The organism is Streptomyces sp. NPDC087440 (assembly GCF_044744005.1).
Classification (GTDB): Bacteria; Actinomycetota; Actinomycetes; order Streptomycetales; family Streptomycetaceae; genus Streptomyces.
This window is the reverse complement of sequence record NZ_JBIUXN010000018.1, coordinates 40,712-62,938: the sequence shown is the minus strand read 5'-3', so window position 1 is coordinate 62,938 and position 22,227 is coordinate 40,712. Positions and strand designations below refer to the sequence as shown.

At 72.5% G+C, this 22,227-nt stretch carries 19 protein-coding genes; 10 read left to right on the top strand and 9 right to left on the bottom strand.

The window, feature by feature from the left end; all coding sequences use genetic code 11:
• Positions 1 to 127: 127 nt before the first annotated feature.
• Positions 128 to 1,552 (bottom strand): protein kinase, encoded by a 1,425-nt coding sequence (locus ACIO3O_RS30090; RefSeq protein WP_401751328.1) that lies wholly within the window; start codon positions 1,550 to 1,552, stop codon positions 128 to 130.
• 93 nt (positions 1,553 to 1,645) lie between these two features.
• On the opposite strand from ACIO3O_RS30090, the gene ACIO3O_RS30085 reads away from it, so the two are divergent.
• Positions 1,646 to 2,617 carry a helix-turn-helix transcriptional regulator gene (locus ACIO3O_RS30085; protein WP_401751326.1) on the top strand — a complete coding sequence of 324 codons (972 nt, stop codon included), beginning with the start codon at positions 1,646 to 1,648 and terminating at the stop codon, positions 2,615 to 2,617.
• Between the two features lie 304 nt (positions 2,618 to 2,921).
• On the opposite strand, the gene ACIO3O_RS30080 is transcribed toward ACIO3O_RS30085, so the two are convergent.
• Together ACIO3O_RS30080 and ACIO3O_RS30075 are read right to left on the bottom strand one after the other, a co-directional pair.
• Complete coding sequence (locus ACIO3O_RS30080) at positions 2,922 to 3,848, bottom strand: SDR family oxidoreductase (protein WP_401751324.1); 927 nt, start codon at positions 3,846 to 3,848, stop codon at positions 2,922 to 2,924.
• Between the two features lie 89 nt (positions 3,849 to 3,937).
• On the bottom strand, positions 3,938 to 5,950 hold the full coding sequence (locus ACIO3O_RS30075) for a hypothetical protein (RefSeq protein ID WP_401751322.1): 2,013 nt from the start codon (positions 5,948 to 5,950) through the stop codon (positions 3,938 to 3,940).
• A gap of 239 nt (positions 5,951 to 6,189) precedes the next feature.
• On the opposite strand from ACIO3O_RS30075, the gene ACIO3O_RS30070 reads away from it, so the two are divergent.
• On the top strand, positions 6,190 to 6,708 hold the full coding sequence (locus ACIO3O_RS30070; protein ID WP_401751538.1) for a DUF4240 domain-containing protein: 519 nt from the start codon (positions 6,190 to 6,192) through the stop codon (positions 6,706 to 6,708).
• A gap of 411 nt (positions 6,709 to 7,119) precedes the next feature.
• Here the strand turns inward: ACIO3O_RS30070 and ACIO3O_RS30065 are convergent, their stop codons facing one another.
• Together ACIO3O_RS30065 and ACIO3O_RS30060 are read right to left on the bottom strand one after the other, a co-directional pair.
• Positions 7,120 to 7,977, bottom strand: a complete 858-nt coding sequence (locus ACIO3O_RS30065; protein WP_401751320.1) for an SDR family NAD(P)-dependent oxidoreductase — start codon at positions 7,975 to 7,977, stop codon at positions 7,120 to 7,122.
• An 89-nt stretch (positions 7,978 to 8,066) separates the two neighbouring features.
• Positions 8,067 to 8,843, bottom strand: a complete 777-nt coding sequence (locus tag ACIO3O_RS30060) for an SDR family NAD(P)-dependent oxidoreductase (protein WP_401751318.1) — start codon at positions 8,841 to 8,843, stop codon at positions 8,067 to 8,069.
• A 149-nt stretch (positions 8,844 to 8,992) separates the two neighbouring features.
• Here ACIO3O_RS30060 and ACIO3O_RS30055 point away from each other — a divergent pair, with 149 nt between their 5' ends.
• Positions 8,993 to 9,679 (top strand): TetR/AcrR family transcriptional regulator, encoded by a 687-nt coding sequence (locus ACIO3O_RS30055; protein ID WP_401751316.1) that lies wholly within the window; start codon positions 8,993 to 8,995, stop codon positions 9,677 to 9,679.
• 107 nt (positions 9,680 to 9,786) lie between these two features.
• On the opposite strand, the gene ACIO3O_RS30050 is transcribed toward ACIO3O_RS30055, so the two are convergent.
• Complete coding sequence (locus tag ACIO3O_RS30050) at positions 9,787 to 10,908, bottom strand: PP2C family protein-serine/threonine phosphatase (RefSeq protein WP_401751314.1); 1,122 nt, start codon at positions 10,906 to 10,908, stop codon at positions 9,787 to 9,789.
• 171 nt (positions 10,909 to 11,079) lie between these two features.
• Positions 11,080 to 11,616, bottom strand: a complete 537-nt coding sequence (locus ACIO3O_RS30045; protein WP_401751312.1) for a GNAT family N-acetyltransferase — start codon at positions 11,614 to 11,616, stop codon at positions 11,080 to 11,082.
• 55 nt (positions 11,617 to 11,671) lie between these two features.
• Between ACIO3O_RS30045 and ACIO3O_RS30040 the strand changes: the two genes are divergently transcribed.
• From ACIO3O_RS30040 to ACIO3O_RS30030, 3 genes are all read left to right on the top strand, one after another.
• Positions 11,672 to 12,577, top strand: coding sequence for a TIGR01777 family oxidoreductase (locus ACIO3O_RS30040; RefSeq protein WP_401751310.1), 906 nt, complete (start codon positions 11,672 to 11,674; stop codon positions 12,575 to 12,577).
• Between the two features lie 271 nt (positions 12,578 to 12,848).
• Entirely contained in the window at positions 12,849 to 14,246 is a 1,398-nt protein-coding gene (locus tag ACIO3O_RS30035) for an NAD(P)/FAD-dependent oxidoreductase (protein ID WP_401751309.1), read from the top strand.
• A 160-nt stretch (positions 14,247 to 14,406) separates the two neighbouring features.
• Complete coding sequence (locus ACIO3O_RS30030; RefSeq protein ID WP_401751307.1) at positions 14,407 to 16,623, top strand: family 20 glycosylhydrolase; 2,217 nt, start codon at positions 14,407 to 14,409, stop codon at positions 16,621 to 16,623.
• Between the two features lie 166 nt (positions 16,624 to 16,789).
• Here the strand turns inward: ACIO3O_RS30030 and ACIO3O_RS30025 are convergent, their stop codons facing one another.
• Entirely contained in the window at positions 16,790 to 18,250 is a 1,461-nt protein-coding gene (locus tag ACIO3O_RS30025; RefSeq protein WP_401751305.1) for a regulator, read from the bottom strand.
• A gap of 229 nt (positions 18,251 to 18,479) precedes the next feature.
• Here ACIO3O_RS30025 and lipB point away from each other — a divergent pair, with 229 nt between their 5' ends.
• The 4 genes from lipB to ACIO3O_RS30005 all read left to right on the top strand — a co-directional run bounded on the left by lipB (position 18,480) and on the right by ACIO3O_RS30005 (position 21,527).
• On the top strand, positions 18,480 to 19,277 hold the full coding sequence (lipB, locus tag ACIO3O_RS30020; RefSeq protein WP_401751304.1) for a lipoyl(octanoyl) transferase LipB: 798 nt from the start codon (positions 18,480 to 18,482) through the stop codon (positions 19,275 to 19,277).
• Positions 19,278 to 19,400: 123 nt separating this feature from the next.
• A complete protein-coding gene (lipA, locus tag ACIO3O_RS30015; protein ID WP_401751302.1) occupies positions 19,401 to 20,366 on the top strand; it encodes a lipoyl synthase in 966 nt (321 codons plus the stop codon).
• Positions 20,367 to 20,608: 242 nt separating this feature from the next.
• The gene (locus tag ACIO3O_RS30010; RefSeq protein WP_189821824.1) at positions 20,609 to 20,803 is read left to right on the top strand and encodes a hypothetical protein; all 195 of its coding nucleotides are present in this window, start codon (positions 20,609 to 20,611) and stop codon (positions 20,801 to 20,803) included.
• Between the two features lie 19 nt (positions 20,804 to 20,822).
• The gene (locus tag ACIO3O_RS30005; protein WP_401751300.1) at positions 20,823 to 21,527 is read left to right on the top strand and encodes a DUF4191 domain-containing protein; all 705 of its coding nucleotides are present in this window, start codon (positions 20,823 to 20,825) and stop codon (positions 21,525 to 21,527) included.
• A gap of 121 nt (positions 21,528 to 21,648) precedes the next feature.
• Here the strand turns inward: ACIO3O_RS30005 and ACIO3O_RS30000 are convergent, their stop codons facing one another.
• Positions 21,649 to 22,116, bottom strand: coding sequence for an RDD family protein (locus ACIO3O_RS30000; RefSeq protein WP_401751298.1), 468 nt, complete (start codon positions 22,114 to 22,116; stop codon positions 21,649 to 21,651).
• Between the last annotated feature and the right edge of the window lie 111 nt (positions 22,117 to 22,227).

The window sequence follows — 22,227 nt, the reverse complement described above, 5'->3', positions numbered from 1 at the left end:
TCGCCTTCCCACGACGTACGGAGGGGCCCCGCGCGCACAGTGTGCACGCGGGGCCCCTCCGCGCTGCCAGGGGACACGATGCCCGGGGACGCGCTGCTTGAGGACGCACTGCTCGGTGCGGTGCCGCTCAGGCGAACTTCTGCTCCGGGATGTCGGTCTGCTCGGCGGCATCGGCCTGCGTCAGCTCCCGCTGGATGCTGAAGAGCTGGCGCAGGATGCCGTCCCGCCGGGTGGCCAGTTCGCCGGTCGGGATGTACATGCTCTCCTCCACCAGTCGGTCCAACTGTGCGCGGACCAGGTCCCATGCGGGCGGCGCACCGCCCGCGCCCGCCTCGATCCCCTCCGCCCGGCGCTCCGCGGTCTCCACGATCTGCCGTGCGTGGCGCTCGGCGTCGGTGCGCAACGTCGCCGCCTCCCGCCTCAGCTGCTCCGCCCGCTGCTCGATCTCGGCGAGGCGTTCCTGCGCCGTGGCGTGACGGGCGGCCTCGTCGCGCACGACCCGTTCGCGGCGCGCCTTCAGCTGCCGCTCGAACTCCGCACTGGCCCGCTCCACCTGCGCCCGGCTCTCCTCCCGGAGGGCGTCGGCCTGCTCGCGGGCGGCCCGCAGCTCCTCCTGGGCCCGGGCGAGAACGTCCGAGGCCTGCGCCCGGTACTCGACCGCCTGGGCACGGGCCTCGGCCGCCCTGCCCAGTGCGGCGCGCGCCCCCTCCTCGTGCGTCAGCCCGCGCAACCGCTCCGCCACGGCGGCGGCCGTCCGGGGGCGGCCGTCGGGGCTGCGGGCCAGCAGGTCCATGACGAGCGTGCTCAGCTCCGCCGGGATGCCGGGGGTGAAACGGTCCGGGGGCACGGGCGGTTCGTCGTCCATCATCATCGCCAGGGCGTACGGATTGTCGGCGCGCAGCGGCGGGCGTCCGGTGAGCATGAAGTACAGGACGCAGCCGAACGAGTAGAGGTCGCTGCGGTGGTCGAGGTCCCGCTCGCCGCGCAGCTGCTCGGGCGACATGTAGGCGAGGGTGCCGATGGCGGCGCCGGTGGCGGTGAGCCCGCTGACCGTCACCGAGTCGCCGACGAACTTGGCGATGCCGAAGTCGAGGACCTTCAGCTCGTCACCGGTGGTGAACATGATGTTGTCCGGTTTCACGTCCCGGTGCACGATGCCTCGGGCGTGGGCCGCGTCGAGCGCGGTGGCGATCCGGCCCGCCCAGTCGACCGCCTGCGACCAGTGCGGGAGCCCTTCGGCGACCTTCTGGCGCAGGGTCGGGCCCTCGATCAGCTCCATGACCAGGTAGAGCACGTTCTCGCCGTCGATCCACTCCTCGCCGCAGTCGTGGGCGATGACGGTGTGCGTGCCGGGCAGGCTCGCGGCGGACCGGACCTCGCGCCGGAACCGTAAGAAGGTCTCCGCCGAGGTGGCCTCGCGGGGCACTGCGACCGTCTTCACGGCGACGTCCCGCTGCATCCGCTCGTCGCGGGCGGCCCACACCTCGCCCATGCCGCCCCGGCTCATCCGTCTCGTCAGCCGGTACCGGCCGCCGAGCTGTTCCCCTCTCATGACCCCGCCCTCCCGCGCACACGTTCACGCGGCTCGCTTGTGCGCGTACACGACAACGGCCTCCCAGTATGGCCCCGTAGCAAGATGTGGGGCATGCGCGCTGCCCGACTGATCAAGATGGTGCTCCTGCTCCAGTCCCGGCCGATGATGACGGCTGCCGAACTGGCGGCGGAGCTGGAGGTGTCCGAGCGGACGATCACCCGGGACGCCCAGGCCCTCTCCGAGGCGGGTGTCCCCGTGTACGCGGACCGGGGGCGGGCCGGGGGCTACCGCCTGATCGGCGGCTACCGCACCCGCCTGACGGGCCTCGGCCGCAGCGAGGCCGAGGCCCTCTTCCTGTCCGGACTGCCGGGCGCGCTGCGGGAGATGGGCCTTCAGGACGCGGCCTCGGCGGCCCGCCTGAAGGTGTCGGCGGCGCTGCTGCCCTCCCTCCGCGACGCCTCGTCCAGTGCCGCGCAGCGCTTCCACCTGGACGCGCCCGGCTGGTACCAGGAGCCGGTGACACCGGAGTTGCTGCCCGCCGTCGCGGAGGCCGTCTGGGGCGACTACGTGCTGGAGGCCCGCTACGCGAAACGCCCGGACGTCGTCGCCGAACGCCGCCTGGAGCCGTACGGGCTCGTCCTCAAGGGCGGCATCTGGTACGTCTGCGCGCGGGCGGAGTCGGGGGACTTCCGGGTCTACCGGCTGGACCGCTTCACGGCGGTGACGGTGACGGCGTCGGCCTTCACCCGGGACGAGTCCTTCGACCTCCCGGACTTCTGGACGTCCCGGGCGGCGGAGTTCGCCCGCTCGATCCTGCGCGCGGAGGCGGACCTGCGGGTCTCGCCCGCCGGGGTGCCGGGCCTCCTGCGGATCATGGACCCGACCGTGACCCGCGAGGCGCTGGCGGCGGCGGGGCCGCCGGACGCGGAGGGGTGGGTGCGGATCACCCTGCCGGTGGAGTCGGTGGAGGTCGCGCTCGCCCAACTCCTGAGCCTGGGCCCGGAGGTGGAGATCCTGGGCCCACCGGCGCTGCGGGAGGCCGCGGTGGGGGTGGCGAGGGGGCTGGGGCGGCTGTACGGGTGAGGGCCCCGTCGGCCAGTGCTGGGGACGGGCCGGGGTTCCAGGTGCGGGCAGGGGCCGGAACCGGGGTGACCCGGTGTCGGGCGGGCCGCCCCCTTGCCCGCCCGTCCCGCCCCCGGGGGGCGGCCCCGCCGCCCAAGGGGACGGGGGGAAGCCCAAGGGGACGGGGTGGATGAAGGCGGCTGCGAAGCAGCCCCTTCAGGGGCGCGGGGAACTGCGCGACCAGCCACAACACACCCGCACGGAACCGAGACCACCAACACCCCCGCACGGAACCGAGACCACCAGCCCCCCGCCCGGACGGGCCTCAGCGGTAGTCGTCCGCCAGGACACCCTCCTCCCCCGCCATGACCCGCGACAGATACCCCCACGCATCCGGCTGCGACCCGTCCGCGTCCCGCACCCCGTACGCCACCGCCAGGTCCCTGCTGGACAGCGAGCGCCCGTTCCACCGCCCCCGCTCCGGATCGGCGGCGATCCGTGCGATGCCCCGCCCCACGTACACCGGCGACTCCGCGATCGCGAAGCTCGGCTCCTTGGCGATCGCGTCGCGCCAGTTCGCCTCCGTCACCCCGAAGTGATCGAGCATCTGCTCGGAGCGCAGGAACCCGGGCGTCACCGACACGGCCGTCCCGCCCACCCCCTCCAGATCGTGCGCCACATTCGACGCCATCCGGATCGGCGCGTTCTTCGCGAGGTCGTAGTAGAAGTTCTCCCGGAACCCCTTGTTCGACTCGGCCGTGCCGTCGGTGATCTCCACCACCAGCCCGCCCTCGTGCCGCACCAGCAGCGGAAGCGCACAACTGCTGGTGATGATGTGGGACTTGACCCCCAGCTCCAGCATCCGCAGCCCGCGCTCCAGCTCCGTCTCCCACATCTTCTTCTTCTCGAGCTCGACCAGGTGCTCCCCGCCCCAGATGTCGTTGACCAGGACGTCGAGCCGACCGCGCTCCCGGTCGATCCGCTCGACCAGCGCCCGTACCTGCGCCACCTCCAGGTGATCCGTCGGCACGGCGACGCCCTCGCCGCCCGCCGCCGTCACCAGTTCGGCGGTCTCCTCGATGGTCTCGGTCGTGCGTCCGACCTCGCTGACTTTCGCGCGGGTGGTGCGCCCGGTGACGTACACCGTCGCTCCCAGCGCACCCAGTTCCACGGCGATGGCGCGACCCGCGCCCCGGGTCGCGCCCGCCACCAGGGCGATGCGGCCGGTCAGGTTCGGCTGGTCGGTGTTCATGTGCGGCTCCTCCGTCGTCTCGTACGAAGAAGTCTGCCGCCCAAACCAGACAACTACTGTCCGGTTTTACGGCGGCCCACCGAGGAATCTCACCGCAGCCCCTCCAGCGTCGACCCGTCCGCCATCTTCGCCTTCAGCTGCGCCTTGACCCCCTGGGGTGCCCGCACCGCCATCACCGGGCCCTCGGCCTTCGCCGTGAGGCCGCCCGTGGCCTCGATGGTGCGCACCTTGCGGCTGCCCGCCGCCAGGAGGTACCAGGCGCCCGACTTCGGGGCCTGCCAGCCCGCCCCGGCGAGCACGTGCTGTCCGAAGCGGCTGCACGAGGCCGTGTCCTCGGCGGTCGCGACCGCCGTGCCGAGTGCGGTGGGGGAGGCGTTCGGCAGGTGGAGCTGGACCATCACGCGGCCCGGGCCGCGCCAGGTGTCGGCGCGGGTGCAGACCCAGTCGGCCCGGCCGCCCGCCTCGGGGAGCGTCTGCTGCGCGTACACCCAGTTGTTGACCGCGCGCACCCCGAAGCCCCGCATCGCGGGGAGGTGGCAGGCGCTGTGCGCCCAGGTCTGGAGGGCGGCGGTGCTGGTCGCCTCGCGGGGCTGGCGCGCGGGGGCGCCGCTGCCGGGCGGCGGGGTGTAGGTGAGGTGGACGGGCGCGAGGTCGCCGAGGTCGGTCAGCAGGAAGGCGTGTTTCTCGACGATCAGCTCGGAGGAGCGGAGCTGGAGGACGGGCCAGGAGTCGCACGTACCGCCCGCGCCCGGGCGTCGGACGGGATCGGTGACACCGTCCGCGCGCACCCCCAGCTTTCCGCCCGGGGAGTTGGGTTTGAGCAGGTCGCGGGTGGTGGTCTCGTCGATCCAGGGGGCCAGCAGGAAGCGGGTGTTGGCGCCGTCGCGGGTGACGACGAGGGCCGCTCCGGTCACCACGTCGGCGTCGTCGGTGCGGGCGAAGTCGAGTGCCGGGGGCTGGTCGCCGTCGGCGGGTTCCGCGTAGCGGATCGTACGGTCGCCGTCGTTGAGGAGGACGACCGCCGTGCCGTCGACGTCTCCGGCGTACAGCAGCCGGGGCGGGGCGGTGGGTGGTTGTGTCCCCGCGCCGGGGGTGCTGGAGATCCGTACCGTACGGGCCGGACTCGCCCACACCTTGAGTGCGCGGTCGAGCAGCTTGAGGTCGTCCACGCGGTCCCCGCGGGCGGGCCAGACGGTGAAGTCGACGCGGGAGGTGTCGGCCCATTCGTCGGCGGCGGGGCGGACCAGGTTGCGGGGGTCCAGGACGCGCCCCGCTATGGAGGCGTTGACGGTGCCGGTGGCGGCTGACCGCTCCTGCGGGCGCGGGGCGTCGCCGAGCACGACGGGCAGCACCCCGGCGGCGACGGCCGCGACCACGAGGGTCGCTCCCGCGGTACGGATGCGGTGCCTGCGGCGCAGCAGGTCGGTGGGGCGGGTGTGCACGAAGCAGGGGTCGAACTCGCCGGACAGCAGCGGGTGTTCGCTCCCCTCCCCCGGTTCGCCGAGCACCTGGCGCCCCAGCCGTTCGGCGGTGCGCAGGGCGAGGGCGGGCTCGGCGACCCCGGCCTCGGCGAGGCGCCGACGGGTCTCGTCCTCGCCCAGTCCCTCCACCCGGTGCAGGGCGAGGGCGGCGCGGGTGGCGGAGTCGGTTCCGGAGAGGGCCTGTTCCAGGGCGAGTTCGTCGGCGCCGCCGGCGGCGGGGAAGAGCCGCAGCCCCCAGACGGTGGGGAGCACGGGGCGCAGGCGCTCGGGCCCGGGTCCGCGCTTCGGCCACCAGGTGGGCCGCTTCCCGTACGCCAGCGCCTCGCGCAGCACCCGGGCGCGCAGCGTGACGTACGCGCTCTCGGCGGGCGCGGTGCGCTGGGCCGGAAGGGTGGGGGCGGTGACGGGGCGGCCGGTCCGGGTCCGTACGGACGGAAGGGCGCGCTGGACGAGCCCATGGGCGGCCAGGACGCGGCGGTGGCGGCCGAGGGAGGGCGGAAGGGTGATAAAGGCGAGCCTGACGAGGCGCGGATAGTGCTCGACCAGCGCGGCTTCGGCCTGTGCCACGCTCAGCGGGGCTCCGCGGGCCCCGGTGTGTTCTGTCCGGTCTTGCGTGTCCATGACGAGGGCAGCCCCTTTGAGGGTGAGAGTGCGTACGTCGCTTGCCCTTCAAACGAGTGAATCATCGGACGGTCACACGGGACGCCCACCTGCGAGAACAAGACATGCGCGACGGCCCTGCCATTCGCCCACCCGTACGCACCGGGGGCATCCGTACGAACCGCGCGGGTAACGAGACGGCCCTCATCCGGGCGCTCCGCGTGCGCCGCACCCGCGCAAGCCCGATGCTGGAGCACGTGATGGACGAGACGGAATTCTGGGAGATCGTCGACAGCACCCGCGCGGCCGCCGAGGGCGACCCCGAGGACCACGCCGACCTGCTGGTCGAGCGGCTGCTCCAGCGGGACCCCGACGCCGTGCTCGACTTCGCCAGACACTTCGAGGTGCGCTACAACCGCGCGTACCGGTGGGACTTGTGGGGGGCCGCCGTCGTCATGATGGGCGGCGCGAGCGACGACGCGTTCGACTACTTCCGGTGCTGGCTGATCGGCCAGGGCCGGGAGGTCTTCGAGGGCGCGCTGCACGAGCCGGACGACCTGGCGGGTCTCCTGGACGACTTCGACGACGAGATCGACGGGGACGGGGAGGAGCTGGGGTACGCGGCGGACGAGGCGTACGAACAGCTGACGGGCTCGGTCGCCCCGGACCTGGGCGTGCCGGCCCAGGCCGCGGAACCGGAGGGCACCCCGCTGGACCTCGACGACGACGGGGCCCTGGCGGATCGTTTCCCTCAGCTGTGGGAGAGGTTCGGCGACTAGCCACTGGGGCGTGGTGCGGGCACTGGGGCGTGCGGCGGGGCGGGGTCTCGGCACCCGGTGCGGGGCTTGCGGTTCTGTGCGGGTGCGTCGTGGCTGGTCGCGCCCACGCGGCGGAGCCGCACATCGACACGGCCCCGCGCCCCTGAAATGCCAGCCCTTCGGGCGGCATATCAGGGGCACACCAGCACCTCAGAAGCGCCAGCACCTCAGCCCTGGCCAGGCACTTCAGCCCGTCCGGCGTTTGAGGACGCGCGGGCGCAGCCCGTGCAGGGGGCGAGGGGCGTAGCCCCATCAGGAACAGCAGCCCACCACCCAGCCCCGCGGGTTTAGGTGAAGGGGCGGGGCTGGGGCGAAAACACCCCGGTACCGGGGACGGTACGCAGCAAGGGCCCCGCCCCGCCAAGCGGGACCTCAGCCCAGATTCAACGTGGGGGTCGCCCGCGACAGGATCATGTCCGTGCGCCCCTGCAGGACCGCATCCAGCATCTCCGGCTGCGGAATCGCCCAGTACGCACCTCCGGCCACCAGATCGAACACCCGCCGCGCATGCTCCTCCGGCGTGATCCCCTGCTCGTCCGCCCGCGCCTGCAGCTGCTGGTTGAACCCCGCGATCTCCGGCGGCGTCCCGTCCCCCGGCTGCGCCGCCCGGAAGATCTCGCTCTTGACGGAGTCGGGCATGACGACCGACACCTGGATCGGCGCCTGCCGCATCTGCATCTCGTAGTGCAGCGACTCGCTCAGCGCCAGGGTGCCGAACTTCGTCACGCTGTACGGCGCCATCAGCGGACTCGGCAGCATCCCGCCCACCGAGGACACGTTCAGCACCCACGCCTTGGTGCCCTGCTCCAGCAGCCTCGGCACGAAGGCGCGCAGGCCGTTGACGTATCCGCCGATGTTGATCCGCAGCGCCGCGTCCCAGCGCTCGGCGGGGATCTCCCAGGAGTAGCCCATGGCCATGATCCCGGCGTTGTTGATCAGCATGTCGACGCTGCCGAAGCGTGCGTACGCCCGCTCGGCGAGGCTCTCGACGGAGGCCGCGTCGGCGACGTCGACGACGACCGTCTCGACCTCGGCGCCGCCCGCCCTCAGCTCACCCGCGAGGGCTTCCAGGCGGTCGGCGGCGATGTCCGCGAGGACCAGCCGCATGCCGAGCGACGCGGCGTGCCGGGCGAAACCCGCGCCGATGCCGGCGGAGGCACCGGTGATGACGACGGTCTTCCCGTCGAAGGTCTCCGCCGCGGAGGACGTGCTGTTTTCGGTACTGCTCATGAGACTCAGTGCTTTCCGCTGGAGAGTGATCGCCGACGGGCGGGGGTACGGCACCGGGCTGCCCGGCGCCGCGCCCCCGCCGACTCCCGTCAGTAGTGCGTGCCGCCGTCGATGCGGATCTCGGTGCCCGTGATGAACGCGCCGTCCTCCGAGCCGAGCATCGCCACGACGCCCGCGACGGTCTCCGGGCCCGCGAAGCCCTGGCCGAGGGCCGGGGCGAGCTTCATGAAGAGCATCATGTCGGCGTCCTCGGGCAAGCCCGGGCCCTTGCCGCTGGTCATGTCGGAGGCGATGGAGCCGGGCGCCACGGCGACGACGCGCAGGCCCTGCTTGCTGTACTCGGCGGCCAGGGCGTGCGTCATCGACTGGATGCCGCCCTTGCTGGCCGCGTACGCCGACATGTACGGGTGGGCGAAGGAGGCGGAGGTGGACGAGAAGTTCACGATCACCGGCTTGTCGCCCGCCAGCAGGGCCGGGATCGCCTCGCGGATCATCAGGAAGGTGCCGGTCAGGTTGACCGCGATGATCTTGTTGAAGAAGTCGAGCGTGGTCTCGTGCGTGTGCGAGGAGCGCAGGATGCCGGCCGCGTTGACCAGTACGTCGAGCCCGCCCAGGCTCTCCACGGCAGCCGCGACGCCGGCCTTGACGGCGGCCTCGTCGGAGATGTCCAGGACCGCGGTGCTCAGACGCTGCGCGGCCTCGGCGGAGGTGGCGGCGGCCTGCTCGACGGTCTCCTTCAGCCCTGCCTCGTTGACGTCGACGGCGAACACACGGCCGCCCTCGGCGAGCACACGGTGCACGGTCGCCCGCCCGATGCCCGAACCGGCGCCGCTGATCAGAACGCGACGGCCTTCGTAACGCTGCATGGTCTTCATCTCCGCAGTGCTTGAGTCCCCTCCGGATCGGCCTCCTTCGGGATCGCCTTTCACGTTACGCCCATGTGGCACGTTTTGTCACTAGGTCATTTTGTGCACCCCTGCCGGTGTGCGGACCTTCCTGGGCGTACGCTGCCGAGGTGAGCACCGAGCCCCCACAGACCACGCACCAACAGCCCCCGAACCCGTCGCCCGCCCCCGCGAGCACCCCGCCCAAGCCCTCCCTGACCGAGCGCCGCAAGGCCGCCACCCAGCTGGAGATCGCGCGCGCCGCCGCCGAACTGTTCGCCGAGCACGGCCCGGACGGCACCACCGCCGAAGCCATCGCCACGCGCGCGGGGGTCGCGCTGCGCACCTTCTACCGGTACTTCCGCAGCAAGCAGGACGCCGTCGCCCCGCTGCTCTCCGGCGGCGGCGACCAGTGGCGCGCACTGCTCGCGGCCGCCGAGCCCGGTTCCGGTGTGCTCAGCACCCTGGAGCGCGCGGTCGCCGAGGTGCTCGCCACGCCGGACCCGCAGGCCGCCGAGCAACTGGACTGGACCCGGGGGCTGCTGCGCGCCGCCGCGCAGGACCCGGCGCTGCGGGCCGTCTGGTACCGGGTGAACCAGGAGTCCGAGGAACAGCTCGTCCCGGTGCTGGGCACGCTCGCCGGGCCCGGCGCGGACCCCCTGGAGGTGCGCCTCGCGGCAGCGGCGGCGACGGCCGCGATCCGTACGGCACTGGAGGAGTGGGCCCGTACGGACGCCCCCACCGAGGGGCCGGGCTCGCCCGCCGAGCTGGCCGCCCGCTGCCTCAGGGAGCTGACCCGGGGCATGAGCCTGTCCTGAGCCGCGCCCGGGGGACACTGCCCCGGCTTCCCGGGCACACCGCCCCGGCCTCGGCGGAGCGCCGTGGAACCAACCTCAGCGGAACGCCCCCGGCCCCGGCAAAGCGCTCACGGCGTCGGCGGGCCCTCGTCCGGGCAGCGCTCCGGGTCCGGCTCCACCAGCAGCAGCGCCACGTCGTCCTCGACGTGCTTGGCGAACCGAAGCAGGTCGCGCTGGACCGCCTCCGCCAGGTCGGCCAGCTCCCCCCGGGACGGGCCGATGGCCTCCAGGCGCTCGCGCAGGGGGTAGAAGGCGCCCGCCGCGTTCCGCGCCTCCGTGATGCCGTCGGTGTGGGCCAGGATGCGGTCGCAGGGCTCCAGCGGCACCACGGTCACCGACGGCAGCCCGAACTCGGTGAGGCCCAGCCCCAGCGGGGGTGCCGGGTCGACCGGCATCTCGGTGACCCGGTCCTCCCGCAGCAGCAGCGGCGGCGGGTGCCCGCAGGAGACCACCCGTACGGACCGGCCGTCCTCGGCGAACTCCATGAGCACGGCGGTCGCGAACAGCTCCGCGTGCTCCACCGCCGCCGAGTCGACCACCAGCCGCCGGTCCAGCCGGGCCGCCACCGCGGGCAGGTCGGCGTCGTCGAGCGCCGCCTCCCGGAACGCACCGAGCAGGGCCGACACCGTGGCGACCGCCCCGGGCCCGTGCCCCTCCACGTCGGCGACCACCGCGCGCACCCCGTTCGGCCCCGCCCGTACGTCGTACAGGTCGCCGCTGACCAGTGCGCCCAGTTCCGCCGCCCGGTAGAGACCGAAGCAGTGCACCCGGCCCACCGCGGCCGGCAGCGGCGGCAGCACCGCGAACTGCGCGACCTCCGCGGCCGTCCCCACGGTCACCAGCCGGGCATCCCTGCGCATGCGCGACCAGGACACCACCACGCTGGTGCCGCAGAGCAGCACCAGGGAGAGCAGCACACCGTCCCGGTGCGCGAATTCGCCGCGGTCGAACAGCCCGAAGACCAGCACCGCCACCCCCATGAGGGCGGTGCTCACCGGCCCGTACAGCAGGGCGGTCAGCGGCGGCAGGGCGGCGACGAAGTAGCTCAGCTCGACCTCGTCGGGGGTGATCCGGTCGGAGAGCACCAGCAGCACGAAGACGGCGAGGGGCAGCAGGCGCAGCCAGAGCGGCGCCTTCTCGCCCCTGAGCCATCGAGGGACCTCCCCCTGACGCGCGCGGACCGAGCTCATCGCGCTTCCGGCTCCTCGGGCAGACGACAAGGGCTGCGGGCGGGTCCCCGCACGGTCCTCCGTACAGGCACCCCTGACGATCACTATGCCCGCATTGCCCCCTTCGCGCCGTTCGGTGCCGTTCCTGGCTCCATGCGGAACCCTTCCGTACGGGCCCGCGGGCCTCCGCCCTCAGTCCGTGAGCGCCCGCCCCATCAGCACGTCGTCCACGTACCGCCCGTCGAGGAAGAACTCCCCCGGGAGCACCCCCTCCACCGCGAACCCCTCCGCCTCGTACAGCGCCCGCGCGGGAGCGTTGTGTCCCAGCACCCGCAGGGTGATCCGGCGGCATCCCCGGCGGCGCACCTCCGCGCAGACGGCCCGCACCAGCGTCCGGCCGATCCCCCGCCCGCGCGCCTCCTCGGCGACGGCGAACCCGTTGATCTGCAGGACGTGCGTGTTGGAGACGAGCGGGGTGGGCGGCACGATGCGCACATAGCCGAGCAGCCGCCCGTCCTCCTCGGCGACCAGGACGTCGTCGGGGAGGTGGCGTTCGTCGAAGTAGGGCGCGTACGGAGGCACCGGGCGCGGCGTCACCGCGTGCAGGGGCGACCAGGTGTCCCCGTCCAGTGCGGCCAGCGCCGCGTCGTCGGCGAGCGTGGCGACGCGTACGGCGACGGCGTCGACGGGGCTCGCGGATGCGTCGGGTCCTTCGTGCGTCTGCGGCATGGCGACACTGTGCCACCGAGCGCGCATCCGCCCTTACCCGGGGCAGGATGAACCCATGGACGCCATGCGGATCGCAGTCACGGGCTCTACGGGCCTCATCGGTACGGCACTTGTGCGCTCGCTGCGCGCGGACGGCCACGAGGTGGTGCGCCTGGTGCGCAGGCCCGCGCGCTCGGGCGACGAGGTGACCTGGGACCCCAGGCGCAGTCACGTCGACACCAAGGGCCTCGTCGGCTGCGACGCGGTGGTGCACCTGGCGGGCGCCGGCATCGGTGACCACCGCTGGACGGACGCGTACAAGCGCGAGCTGCGCGAGAGCAGACTGCTGGGCACCTCGGCGATCGCCGAGGCCGTCGCCTCCCTGGACACCCCGCCACGGGTCTTCGTGAGCGGCTCCGCACTGGGCTTCTACGGCGAGACGGGTGACCGGAAGGTCGACGAGCAGGCGCCGCCGGGGGACGGGTTCCTGCCGTCGCTGTGCGTGGACTGGGAGGAGGCCGCCGCCCCGGCCGAGGAGGCGGGCATCCGGACGGTGTTCGCGCGCACCGGGCTGGTGGTGGCGCGCGGCGGCGGGGCCTGGGGCAAGCTCTTCCCGATCTTCCGGGCGGGCCTCGGCGGACGGCTCGGCGACGGCAGCCAGTACTGGAGCTTCATCGCGCTGCACGACGAGGTGGCGGCGCTGCGGCACCTGATCGACACCGAATCCCTGTCCGGGCCGGTGAACCTGACCGCCCCCGAACCCGTCACCAACAAGGAGGTGACGGCGGCCATGGCGCGGGCCCTGCACCGGCCGGCCCTGTTCCCCGTCCCGAAGGCGGCGTTGCGGATCGCGCTCGGGGAGCTGGCGGGGGACGTGCTGGGGAGTCAGCGGGTGGTGCCGGGGCGGCTGCTGGAGTCGGGGTTCTCCTTTGCGTTCCCGACGGTGGACGACGCGATCGGGGCGGCGCTGCGCGCACGGTAGCGACGGTGCCGCTGTCACCGGCACCGGTGACAGCGGCACCCCGCACGTGACCGTTCCTGACCGTTTCCCCACCCCATCGCGACCGCTTCTCCACCCCGGTGCGACCGACTCTCCACCCATGTGCGACCGCCGTGCATCGGTGCACGGGAGGTGCGCGCCTGCCGGAGAGAGTGTGCCGACTTCTACGCTGCACCCTCAGTGCGGGTATCCCGTACGGCTGTCGGGGGCATAGGCCCTGCACCACAGCCGCGCCGACCTCGGGGAGGGGCACGTGCTCACCACAGCACACCACGCGGACGTCGTCATCGTCGGAGCGGGGGTCGCGGGACTCTGCGCCGCCCACCAGCTCATCCAGGCCGGGGTAACAGTCAGCGTCCTGGAGGCCGCCCCTTACGTCGGCGGCCGGATGTCCACCGAGCGGATCGACGGATTCCGGCTCGACCGGATCGGTCAGGTCCTCAGCAGCGCCTACCCGGAGCTGCTGCGCACACCGGGCCTGGAAGGGCTCGCCCTGCGCCCGTTCGCCCCGGGCGTGCTGGTGCACAGCGAGGGCCGCCACTACCGCGCGGGCGAGGTCGCGGGGGTACGCGGCGCGAAGGCACGTGCGGGGGTACGGGGCGCAAGGGGCGCACTCACCGCAGCGCGCGCCCTCGCGAGCGCCCCCCGGAACGGGACCGCCGTCGGCCAGTCCCCCGGCACCCCGTCCTCCGGCAGCCCCGCCACCCGCCCCCTCGGCGGCGCCCTCGACCAGGCCCGCCTCAACGCGGCCCTCACCCGGTTCGCCGCCGCCCCCGTCGAGAAGCTCCTGGCTCGGCCCGAACTTCCGGCCCTGGACGCCCTGTTCAGCCGGGGACTGCCCTCGCGCACCGTCGAGGGCTTCCTGCGCCCGCTCCTGTCGGCCCTGCTCTGCGACCCGCACCTCACCACCTCCAGCCGCTGCGCCGACCTCGCCCTGCGCGGCTTCGCCCGCGGTCGCCTCTGTCTGCCCGAGGGCGGCGCCGACACCCTGCCGCAACTCCTGGCCGCGGCCCTGCCGCCCGGCACGATCCGCACTGGTGTGCACGTCACCGGCGCGTCCATCTCCTCCGTCACCACCAAGGAGGACGGCGAACTGGGCTGCCGTTCCCTGCTCCTGGCCACCGGCGCCCGCGCCGCCGCCGAACTCCTGCCCGGCCTGCGGGTCCCCGACTTCCACCCCGTGACCGTCCTGCACCACACCACCGCCACGGCTCCCGCGACCGGTTCGGCCCTGGTCCTGGAAGCCGACCGGAGCGGCCCCGTGTCGCACACCGCCGTCGTCAGCGCGGTCGATCCCACGCGTGCGCCCGACGGCAGGGTGCTGATCTCCTCCACGGTCCTGGGCAACCCCCCGCCCGACCTGGACCACGGGGTCCGCTCCCACCTGTCGCGGCTGTACGGCACACCGACCGACGACTGGGAGCTCCTCGCGGTCCACCACGACCCGGACGCCGTGCCCGCGATGCCCGCGCCGCACGACGTACGCCGCCCGGTCCGGCTGCTCTCCGGGCTGTACGTCTGCGGGGACCACCGGGAGACCAGCACCGTGCAGGGCGCCCTGCACTCGGGCCGCAGGGCGGCCGAGGAGATCCTCCGCGACTTCGGCATCCGCCCCGGCTACGCGGCCGAGGAACTGCGCGACGCGGCCTGACGTATCGACAACTCCCGACCACCAGAAGGCAATTGGTCGGACCAAAGAACGACGAGGGTCCGCGGAAAGTGGTCCACACCACTCTCCGCAGACCCTCTTGTCATGCCTCCCACGCGCCGCTACGGTCCCTCCGACCCCACAGGTATCCAGGAGGCCCCTCGTGCGCCGCGCTGTACCGATCGCGTTCCTGCTCCTCGGCCTGCTGGCCGGAGCCGTCACTCCCCCCGCCTCGGCCGCCGCCGCTCCGGCCGTCCCCGACATCGTCCCCCGACCCACCCAGTGGTCGGACCTGGGCGGACAGAACGCCCTCTCCGCCCGCAGCCGGATCTTCGTCGCCCCCGCCTCCGGAGCACCGGGCGCCCTGCCCGCCGTACGCAGCGAACTCATCGCCCCCTCCCGCCAGACCCCGCGCCGGCTCGCCGACCAGTTCCGCACCGAGCTGTCGCAGGTGACCGGCCTGAACCTGCCGGTGCGCACCGACGTCCAGCAGGCCACCCGGGGCGACATCGTGCTGCGGCTCGCCAACGACACGGCGTACGGCGTCGAGGGGTACCGCCTCGACAGCGCGGAGGCCGTCCGCATCGACGCCGCCTCCACCCACGGCCTGTTCTACGGCACCCGCACCCTGCTCCAGCTCCTGCGCGCCGCCCCCGACCACCGCACGCTCCCCCGCGCCCGCTCCCTGGACGTACCGGCGCAGCAGTTGCGGACGGTGATGCTGGACGCGGGCCGCAAGTACTGGCAGCTCTCCTACCTGGAGAACCTGGTGCGCCGGATGGCCGACCAGAAGATGAACACCCTCTTCCTGCACCTCTCGGACTCGGAGGGCTTCCGCCTCGACAGCCCGAAATTCCCGGGCCTCGCGGACCCGAAGAACAGCTACAGCCGCGCCGACATCGAACGCCTCAAGACCTTCGCGGCCCGCCACCACGTGCAGATCATGCCGGGCATCGACGTCCCCGGGCACGCCACCGTCATCACCGACGCCTTCGGCATCGGCTTCGGCGACGGCCCCGACCCCTGCACGGCCGCGCACACGCACTCCCACCTGACCGCCAACTGGATGATCGACATGACCAGTGCGCGGGCGGTCGCGAAGTCGAAGGAGATCGTCGAGGAGTTCGCGGGCTGGTTCGACGCCCCGATCTTCAGCATCGGCGCGGACGAACTGCCCGGACAACTCGCCAACTGCCCGCGCGTCAAGGACCACCTGGCCAAGGACCCCGACGTCTCGACGCTGGGCGACCTGCTGGCCCAGTACATCAACACCCTGGACTCCGTGATCACCCGGCACGGCAAGCGCACCGCGATCTTCAACGGCGTCGAGCACATGACCGCGCCCCAGCAGAAGGTCAACCCCTCGGTCGTCTACCTGACCTGGGAGGGCACCGGCTCCGAGCCGACCATCCCGGGCCACGACGAGATCGCGATGGCGCCCTTCTACGTGACCCCGAACAACTACCACAACCTCTACCCCAACGAGTCCTGGATGTACGACAGTTGGGCCCCCAGCACCGCCCCCGACATGCTCGGCTCCAGCCTGGAGAACTGGGCGGACTACAACTTCTGGGCCGACGACCTGTACTACGAGCAGCACATGTCCGGCCCCCGCGCGATCCTCGCCGACCGCTCCTGGAACGCCTCCGCCACCCCGGACACCCTCGCCGACTTCCGCGCCCGCGTCGCCCGCATCGGCGACCCGCCCGGCCTGAACCCCACCCCCGCCAGGCCTCGTACGAACGACGGAAAGCCGTCCCACCACTGGACCTTCGACACCAAGCCGTACCCGAGCGGCTGGGTGTGGGCGGGCAGCCCCGGAAACACCCTGTACGCCGAGGACACCGCCGGTGACCTCCCCGGCACCTCGTACATCATCAACAACCCCACCCCCGTCGCCGACGGCGTACGCGGCCAGGCCTGGCGCTTCGACAACGACCGCGACGGCGTCGGCCTCGGCGGCCTGGACGTGACGGAGCCGTGGACGGCCTCGACCTGGGTGCGCTCCACCGGCAAGACCGCCGACCAGGTGCTGTTCAGCTCGAAGGCGGGCGCGCTCAAGCTCCAGCAGTGGGGCACCGGCAAGGTCGGCTTCACCCGCTTCGGCGTCGCCGACCACAGCTTCGACTACACCCTCCCGCAGAACACGTGGGTGCAGCTGACCTGGGTGACCACCCCCGGCTCGACCACCCTGTACGTCAACGGCGAGAAGGCCGGCACGGTCGCCGCCTCCATCCCGCTGCCGCTGCGCTCGATCGGCATGCCCGGCACCTCGCTGCGGGGCGACCTGGACGAACTCCTCACCTGGGACGAGGCGCTCAGTGCCGACCAGGTCCGCGCCCACTTCACCGGCTACGGCCGGCCGGGAGGCCTCTCGTGAACCGCACCGGACTCGCCGGCACCCCCCTCCCCTCCCGACCGGGACGAGCGCCCGCCCTGTCCGTATACAACGCGCAGCGACCACCGCACCCCTCTCCCCGGCCGAGGTCCAGGTGCGAGGGGTGGCCGGAAAGTGACCCCGTAGCGGGGCCACCGGGACCGGGTCGTCAGCCCAGCGCCGCGACCCGGTCCCGGTACCCGCGCACCGCCGCCGCGTCGCGGTACGGCTCCAGCCGCCGCTCGAACTCCCGGACGTACTCCGTGGCCCGCGCCGAGCGCATCTCGGACGCCTGCTGGGCCGCCTCCGCACCCAGCGCACACGCCTGGTCCAGCTCCCCGAGCCCGAGCCGCGCCTGCGCGAGGACCACCCGGCAGAACAGCCGACTGCGCGCGTACCCGTGCGGCCTGAGCTGCAAGGACTTCTCCGCGTGCTGGGCTGCCGCCCGGTACTGCTGCAAGTCCCGGTGGCAGTGCCCGAACTCGTCCGCCAGCTGCGCCTCGTCGAAGAACTTCGCCCAGTGCGGTACGTCGTCCCCCGGCCGCGCGGCGTCCAGCGCCCGCTCGGCGCGCACCAGCGACGAGGTGCACGCCCGCACCTCGCCGAGCACGCCGTGCCCGCGCGCCTCCACGGCGTGCAGCAGGGACTGCACGACCGAGGGCGCGGACGAGCCGACGCCCTGCTGGGCGACCCGGGCGAGCTGCACCGCCTCCCGCCCGTGCCCGAGGTAGACGGCCTGCCTGCTCATCGTGACCAGCACATAGCTGCCGTACGCCCGGTCGCCCGCCGCCTGCGCCAGGCGCAGCGCCTGCACGAAGTAGCGCTGGGCCAGGCCGTGCGCCGCGATGTCGTACGAGGTCCAGCCCGCCAGCCGGGTCAGGTCGGCGGCGGCGGAGAACAGCCTGCGGCCCGTCGCCTCCCCGTAGGTCCCCCGGAGCATGGGTTCCGCCTCGTGCTCCAGGTAGCGCACGAGGGCCTGCCGGGCGTGCCCGCCGCCGTACGCGTGATCCAGCGTTCGAAACAAATCGGCCACCGAACGCAGGGCGGCGATGTCGCCGGACGTGACCCGCTGTCCCGGCCCCCGGTCGGTCTGGCGCTGGCGGGGCAGCACGGCGGGGCGGCCGCCCTGGGCGGGGACGCGGGCGGCCGTCGCCCCGTTCACGACCGGCGGCTCACCGCGGCCGACCCGGTCGTCGGCGCGGCCGATCAGCCAGTCGCGGCTGGGCACGACCAGTCCCGCCGGGGTGAAGGCGATCTTGCGCAGCTCGGCGTGGCTGCCGGAGTCCTTGCGCCACAGGCCGCTGACGATGTCCACGGCCTCCTCGGGCGTGGCCGCGAACTCCAGCCCCGCGTAGACCGGGGCGCAGGCGTCCAGTCCCAGGTCCTGCGCGGAGAGCCGTCTGCCCAGCCTCCTGGTGAACACTTCGGCGATGAGCGCGGGCGTGGTGCCGCGCGGCTGCTGGCCGCGCAGCCAGCGGGTGACCGAGGTCTTGTCGTACCGAAGGTCGAGCCCGTGCTCCAGTCCCAGCTGGTCGACCCGTCGGGCCAGACCCGCGTTGGAGAATCCCGCCTCCGCGATGAGCGCGGCGAGCTGTCGGTTGGGAATGCGCTGCGGAGGTCGTTCCGTCATCAGCTCTGTGCTCTCCTGCCTTCCGGGCCCCGGGTGGCAGCCCTGCATGGGACGGCGCGAATTTAGCGACCCTGACCCCCGGAACCGGCCTGAGCGCCTCTACTTCATCCGATCGTGTGACGATTCATCGGAGGCGCTGACGGAGACCCCGCTCCGCGCCCTGCCCATGGACCGCCGTCCCCGCCGCCGTACAGTGGCTGAGGGCGTGGCGATACGAAGGAGACACACCGTGAGTGAGCTGCGGTTCGTCCGACTGGGATTCGGCGACGAGGCCGTCGAGTACCAGGAGGCATGGCAGAAGCAGCGTGAGGTGCACGCCGCCCGCTTCGAGGACGAGATCGAGGACACCTGTCTGCTCCTGGAGCACCCGCCCGTCTACACGGCGGGACGGCGCACCGAGGACAGCGAGCGCCCCCTGGACGGGACGCCCGTCGTGGACGTGGACCGGGGCGGCAAGATCACCTGGCACGGCCCCGGCCAGCTGGTCGGCTATCCGATCCAGAAGCTGCCCCGCCCGGTGGACGTGGTCGCGCACGTGCGACGGCTGGAGGAGGCCCTGATCCGTACGTGTGCGGAGCTGGGCCTGGAAACCACCCGCATCGAGGGCCGCAGCGGTGTCTGGGTGCTCGGCGACCCCGTCGAGCAGCGGCCCTCGATCGGCGGGCTGTCGCTGGACTTCGACCCGCGCCTGTCGGACCCCGAGTTCGACGCCCGGCTGAACGGTCCCGAGTACGCGCCCTCCAACGCCGGTCAGCGCCGCGAGGACCGCAAGCTGGCCGCGATCGGCATCCGGGTCGCCAAGGGCGTCACCATGCACGGCTTCTCGCTGAACGTGAACCCGGACAACACCTGGTTCGACCGGATCGTCCCGTGCGGCATCCGGGACGCGGGCGTCGCCTCGCTGGCGAACGAGCTGGGCCGGGACGTCACCATCGAGGAGGTCCTGCCGGTGGTGGAGAAGCACCTCACCGCGGTGATGGCGGAGTCCGTGCTCGCGCCGCGCGAGGTCGAAAAGGCGGCCGTCTAAACGTCAGCTGGGGAATGTCCCCGTCCGGGTCCAGGTTGTCCGGACGTAGTGCCATGCAAATATCGGGCGTACCCTGGTGTTCGCCGATGAATCGAAGCCGTTACGGCAAGAGGGAGTGCGGACGTGTCCGCTGTCGCACCCGACGGACGCAAGATGCTGCGCCTGGAGGTCCGGAACAGCCAGACCCCCATCGAGCGCAAGCCCGAGTGGATCAAGACCCGGGCGAAGATGGGTCCCGAGTACACCAAGATGCAGGCCCTGGTGAAGGGCGAAGGACTGCACACGGTGTGCCAGGAGGCCGGTTGTCCCAACATCTACGAGTGCTGGGAGGACCGCGAGGCCACCTTCCTCATCGGCGGTGACCAGTGCACGAGGCGCTGTGACTTCTGCCAGATCGACACGGGCAAGCCCGAGGCGCTGGACCGTGACGAGCCGCGCCGCGTGGGCGAGTCCGTGGTCACCATGGACCTGAACTACGCCACCATCACGGGCGTCGCACGCGACGACCTGGAGGACGGCGGCGCCTGGCTGTACGCGGAGACCGTGCGCCAGATCCACCAGCAGACGTCCGGCCGCGAGGCCGGCCGTACGAAGGTGGAGCTGCTGGCCCCCGACTTCAACGCGGTCCCCGAGCTGCTGGACGTCGTCTTCGAGTCCCGCCCCGAGGTCTTCGCGCACAACGTGGAGACGGTGCCGCGCATCTTCAAGCGCATCCGCCCCGGCTTCCGCTACGAGCGTTCGCTGGACGTCATCACCAAGGCGCGCGCGGCCGGTCTGATCACCAAGTCGAACCTGATCCTCGGCATGGGCGAGACCCGTGAAGAGGTCAGCGAGGCGCTGCGCGACCTGCACGAGGCGGGCTGCGAGCTCATCACGATCACGCAGTACCTGCGCCCCTCGCCCCGGCACCACCCCGTCGAGCGCTGGGTGAAGCCGATGGAGTTCGTCGAGCTGAAGGACGAAGCCGACGCGATCGGCTACTCCGGTGTGATGTCCGGGCCGCTGGTCCGTTCCTCGTACCGCGCGGGCCGTCTGTACGGCCAGGCGATGGAGCGCCGCGGGGCGCTGGAGACCACGCCCGCCGTGTGAATCCACTCACCAGACATTACTGAACAGTAGTGGCCGTCATGACGCGGTCCGTACGGTCTCCGCAGGTAGGGGGCGCGTACGGGCCGCGTCAGCGTTTTCGCCCCTACCGTCAAGGTTTCATCGCTGTTTGACCGGTCGGTCACGTGCTGGTAACACCCATCAGTGACCCTGGCTTTACGCACCGCAGCCACACCACCACTGACACTGACGCCTTTCGCCGTTGCTACGAGGGGGACCCCCGAATGCAGGCCGTACGCGCCAACGCCCTCCCGTCCGTCACCGACGCGCTCCGCGCCGTCGAGTCCCTGCTGATGGGCACCGGCCAGCGCACCGCGCGCCGGAACGCCTGGACCGCCGTGCTGGAGGACCGCCGCCGGGCCAAGGACCGGGTCGAGACACAGCACGTACTGGAGGCCGTGTCCGCTCGTACGTCCTAGGCAACGTAAACTTTCTCGCATGGCGAGGAAGGAACGCGCAGCGAACGCGGACACTGCGAACCCCGGGCGACTCAAGCAGATCGCTCTGACGTACAAGATGACCCGCAAGCAGGACCCCAAGGTGGGTCTTGTGGTCTTTGGCCTCGGCATCGTCGTCTTCGGCGTGCTCCTGGGCGTCGGCTTCTTGATCGGTCACCCGGTATACCTGGGCATTCTCGGCTTCCTGCTGGCCTTCCTCGCGATGGCGATCGTCTTCGGACGGCGTGCCGAGCGCGCTGCCTTCGGGCAGATGGAAGGACAGCCGGGGGCCGCGGCGGCCGTGCTGGACAACGTCGGCCGCGGCTGGACGACGACTCCGGCGGTCGCGATGAACCGCAACCAGGACGTCGTGCACCGGGCCGTCGGCAAGGCCGGCATCGTCCTGGTCGCCGAGGGCAACCCCAACCGGCTGCGGACCCTGCTGGGCGCCGAGAAGAAGAAGATGGCGCGCATCGTCGGCCCGGACGTCCCGGTCACCGACATCATCGTGGGCAACGGCGAGGGCCAGACCCCGCTGAAGAAGGTGCGCACCACGATGCTGAAGCTGCCGCGCCCCCTGACCGGCGCGCAGGTCACGGCGACCAACGACCGACTGCGGGCGATGGGCGACCTGATGGCGAACATGCCGCTCCCGAAGGGCCCGATGCCCGGCACCAAGGGCATGAAGATGCCGCGAGGCCGCTGACCGCCCGTCCCTCCCGTTCCTTCTACGCAAGCGACGGCCCCGGAACCTCTGAGAGGTTCCGGGGCCGTCCTGCTGTTCTCGTACGTTTCCGCACTACATCCTGTTCTCGTACGTCTCCGGGCTACATCCGTACCTGTACGGAGCGGCTCAGCCGGTCGTGCAGCCCGCGCCCGTCGCGGTCCCAGATCAGCGCCGGGATCGCCAGGCAGAGCAGCACGCTGCGGACCACGGCCCACCCGAAGCCGAGCCGTCCGCCGTGCTCGGAGACCACCCGCACCTTGAAGAGGCGCTTGCCGGGCGTGCAGCCGATGGTGCCGACGGTCAGGATGCTCAGTACGAGGAAGACGAGAAGCGCCGCGTTGCCCGCGGCCTGGGCGTCGCCGCGGGCGAAGAGGCCGTTCGCGATGAGCAGGCACAGAATCCAGTCGACGAAGAGCGCGCCGAACCGGCGGCCCAGCGGGGCCACCGCGCCGGGGCCCTCGGGGGGCAGTCCGAGGCGCTTGCCCCGGTGTCCGAAGTCGGCGCCCATCTCTTCGGCGGCCGCGCGCGGCCCGGAGAGCCACGATCCGATTGCTTGCCTGTTGTCCACCCCACCACGGTACTGCGCCCCCCTTCGTCCCGGTCCGGGCGGGGCGGCGCTTGCGGCGAGCGTCACGTCCGAGGGAGCGTTCGTCACGGTCGGTCGGGGGCAGGCTCGGCG